At 68.7% G+C, this 3,382-nt stretch carries 3 protein-coding genes and 1 pseudogene; 1 reads left to right on the top strand and 3 read right to left on the bottom strand.

Annotated elements, in window-relative coordinates; translation table 11 throughout:
- Window positions 1-843 (bottom strand): annotated as a pseudogene (locus A8711_RS30015) (hypothetical protein); the annotation flags it as partial.
- A gap of 208 nt (window positions 844-1,051) precedes the next feature.
- On the opposite strand from A8711_RS30015, the gene A8711_RS30010 reads away from it, so the two are divergent.
- Entirely contained in the window at window positions 1,052-1,756 is a 705-nt protein-coding gene (locus tag A8711_RS30010; protein WP_043327784.1) for a class I SAM-dependent methyltransferase, read from the top strand.
- A 53-nt stretch (window positions 1,757-1,809) separates the two neighbouring features.
- On the opposite strand, the gene A8711_RS30005 is transcribed toward A8711_RS30010, so the two are convergent.
- Window positions 1,810-2,343 (bottom strand): YbhB/YbcL family Raf kinase inhibitor-like protein, encoded by a 534-nt coding sequence (locus A8711_RS30005; protein ID WP_043327783.1) that lies wholly within the window; start codon window positions 2,341-2,343, stop codon window positions 1,810-1,812.
- Between the two features lie 40 nt (window positions 2,344-2,383).
- Complete coding sequence (locus tag A8711_RS30000; RefSeq protein WP_069090046.1) at window positions 2,384-3,073, bottom strand: DNA alkylation repair protein; 690 nt, start codon at window positions 3,071-3,073, stop codon at window positions 2,384-2,386.
- Window positions 3,074-3,382: the final 309 nt, after the last annotated feature.

The raw sequence follows: 3,382 nt of genomic DNA, 5'->3' as shown, positions 1-3,382 counted from the left end.
GAGGTCGGTGGAGTAGCCCCGGATCAGCGTGGAGAGCCCGCTGTACGCGCCGGGACCGAAGAACTGGACCCAGAGCGGGTACGCGAGCAGCGCCCCGGCGACCACCGCGGCCACGGCGAGTCCGGCGGCGAACGGGCGGGCCGCCGAGCGCAGCGCGGGACGGCCGAGTACGAGCGCGAGCACCACCACGCCGAGGCCGATGGCGGTCATCAGCAGGATCTCCAGGTTGAGGAACGCCTGCCAGACGATCACCAGGGCAAGGAGTACGCCGTTGCGCAGCCACCGGCCGGGCTCGGCCAGGCGCAGCGTCCGCCAGATGATCAACGGCACCACGAACTGGCTGACGATGTTGGGGTGCGAGTTGGCGTGCGAGATCATCGCCGGCGCGAACGCGCAGAAGGCGGCACCCAGCCAGGCCGGACCGCGAGACCGCACGACAACTCGGGAGAGAAGGAAATACCAGGACACGCCGGTGGCGGCGAGCCCGAGGGTGAGGAAAATCAGGAATGACCAGCGCGGACCCGCCCAGAGCGTGATCGGGGTCAGCGGTAATGAAACAGATAATACGGACGTATTGGCCATGAGATTGACGACATCCGGCACATTCATCCGGTCCGAGGTGAACGGATAGGCGAAATCGGTGACGACGCGCGCACCATGCGCCATCATCCATTCGAATTGCGCCTGATCTGTCCGATTGTCCCGAATCCCGTTGCGGGGGTCCATCCACAACCGGGCGGTGACCCAGAGCGCGAGCAGCACGAAGCTGAGCACGGCGAGCACATCGATCCGCCTGCCGTGCCCCGTTTTCGCCGGGTCCGCCGCTGATTCCGGAGTAGTCATGACATTTCAGAGCGTAGTCAGGGTATGACCGGCAGGTGCAATGTTCCGCAGACTCACGTACTATGTGCCGAGTTCGCCGACCGCCGATCAGGCACCCCTCCGCATCACAATTCGGCCCCCCTCCGTCCCCCGATTTCCCCCTCAGCCATCCAGATGGTTGACTCTGACGGTCCAGGCGCGGGTCAGTCATATCGTGAGGAATCGACGCATGGCAGAAATCACTGGGGACCAGCGCGTCCAGTCCGAGGTGCTCGAAGGCCTCGCGACCGCTGTCAACCACCGGCAGTGGTTCGTCGAGCTGGCGGTGCCCTACCTCGGTGACAACCCGATCGAAATCGGCAGCGGCCTGGGCGACTACGCCTCCGCGTGGGCCGAGCAGGTGCCCCGGATCACCGCCACCGAGGCGGACCCGGACCGGCTGGTCCAGCTCAAGGAGCGGCTGGCCGACCACCCGGGCGTCGAGGTCCGGCAGATGCTGCTCCCGCACCACGAGCGTGGCGACTACAGCGCGGCCGTCTCGTACAACGTGCTGGAGCACATCGACGACCACGTGGGCGCGCTGCGCAGCATGCGCGACCTGGTCCGCCCCGGCGGCGCGGTGGTCATCATCGTGCCGGCGTTCCAGTTCGCCATGAGCCCCGCCGACATCGCCACCGGCCACGTCCGCCGCTACACCAAGAAGACGCTCGCCGCGGCCATGACCGAGGCCGGCCTCACCGTGGAGCGGATCCACTACGCCAACGCGCTCGGCCTGATCGGCTACTTCATGGCCACCAAGGTCTTCCGGCTGATGCCGAAGGAGGGCCCGATGGTGAAGGTGTACGACACGCTCGTGCTCCCCGTCACCAAGGCCGCCGAGCAGCGCGTCCGCCCGCCGTTCGGCCAGTCCGTCTTCGCGGTCGCCCGCGTGTAAGGAAGGGCCCCTTGTTAACAGACGTCTGTTAACAAGGGGCCCTTCCTTACCTCTCACTCCTTGATCTGGTACGTCGGGCGGATGACCGCCCGGGCCAGGGTGTGGAACGCCAGGTTGAAGCCGACGAAGGCCGGGCTCGCCCCGGCGGGAATGTCGAGGCGGTCCACGTCCACGGCGTGCACCGCGAACACGTACCGGTGCGGGCGGTCCCCGGCGGGCGGCGCGGCGCCGCCGTAGCCGGTCTCGCCGTAGTCGTTGCGGACGCTGAACGCGCCGCCCAGGTCGCCCTCGTCAACGCCGCTGGGCAGCTCGGTGACGGACGCGGGCACGTTCACCAGCACCCAGTGCCAGAAGCCGCTGCCGGTCGGGGCGTCCGGGTCGAAGCACGTGACCACGAAGCTCTTGGTCTCGGCCGGGAAGCCCGACCAGGACAGCTGCGGGGAGACGTTCTCGCCGCCGGTGCTGCCGTGCGCGTACCGCGCGTCCATCGGCTCGCCGTTGTGCACGTCCTCGCTGGTCAGGTCGAACGACGGCACCGTCGGCAACAGCTCGTACGGGTCCGGGGCGATCGGTCGTTCCAGGGTCATCGAAACGGTCCTTCCGGGTACGCGAATGTCCTGCGCCCCTTCATACCCCGTTGTCCGGGCCGCCGTGCTGTCGGCGCACCATCTCGTTGATCCAGACCGGCGCGTACGGCGACGTGCAGCCCGGCGGCGTGGGGTAGTCCTTGAGCACCCCGAGCCGCTCGCCGATGCCGACCGCGCGTTCCCGGTACGCCGGATGCTCGATCCCGATCTGCGCGAGGCAGTGGTTCATCGCCCACTGGAGGCGCTCCGGCGCGCCGGCCATCTGCGCCTCGATCTCGTCGAGCAGACCGGCCAGGTCCAGCCCGTCCGGGTTCCGCGCCACCCGCTCGGTGGTCAGCGCCCAGCCGGCGCTCGCCACCACCGGATCGGGATCGGCCGACCAGGCCAGGCGCAGCGGCTCCGCGTGCGGGCTCTTCTTCACCACGTAGTTGACGAGCCAGTCGTGCACCTTCGGCGTACGCGCCTCGCGCAGCATCGCGTCCAGCTCGTCCCGCCCGTACGCCTTCGGCCGGCAGATCAGCAGCGCCAGCAGCCGCGCCGCGCTGTCGCCGGTCGCCCACAGCTCCCGCGCGAGGTCCTGCTGCGTCTTCAGCCGCTTCGCGACCGCCCGCAGCTTGCCCAGGTTGACCCCGTGGTCGTCGCCGTGCCGCTCGTTGACCGCGCGGATCTTCGGATCGTCGAGCGCGGCCAGCTCGGCCGTCACCTCGGCCACCGTCGTCGTCTCCGCCACCAGGCCCTCCCGCCTATCCGTGTCCCGCAGCCTACGGCCGCGCCCGGCGCTCCCGCTGTTCCGCCGCCCCGCCGGTCAGCGTCGTCCCGTCTCATCGCGTTCCCCCGATTCCGGCAACTCGCGCGGTATCAGGCACATCCGGTGCGGCCGAGACTCGCCGTGGGGGTCGCCGAAGAAGAGAGCACTCAAGACGCTTATGACTCTCAGTCATAAATATGGGTCTTGTGACGTGTCTGTGGGTGGTTGGGCGCGTCGTTGATGGCGCACGCCGTTGTCCTGCCTAGGTTCTGGCTTGTCGAAGGTCAGAAC

The organism is Micromonospora sp. II (assembly GCF_001709195.1).
Taxonomy (GTDB): Bacteria; Actinomycetota; Actinomycetes; order Mycobacteriales; family Micromonosporaceae; genus Micromonospora; species Micromonospora chalcea.
This window is presented reverse-complemented; position numbering and strand designations above follow the sequence as displayed.

Excerpts from the sequence above, each read along its gene's own strand:
- A8711_RS30005 (WP_043327783.1), bottom strand. The coding sequence starts at position 2,343 with ATGACCCTGGAACGACCGATCGCCCCGGACCCGTACGAGCTGTTGCCG.
- A8711_RS30010 (WP_043327784.1), top strand. The coding sequence starts at position 1,052 with ATGGCAGAAATCACTGGGGACCAGCGCGTCCAGTCCGAGGTGCTCGAA.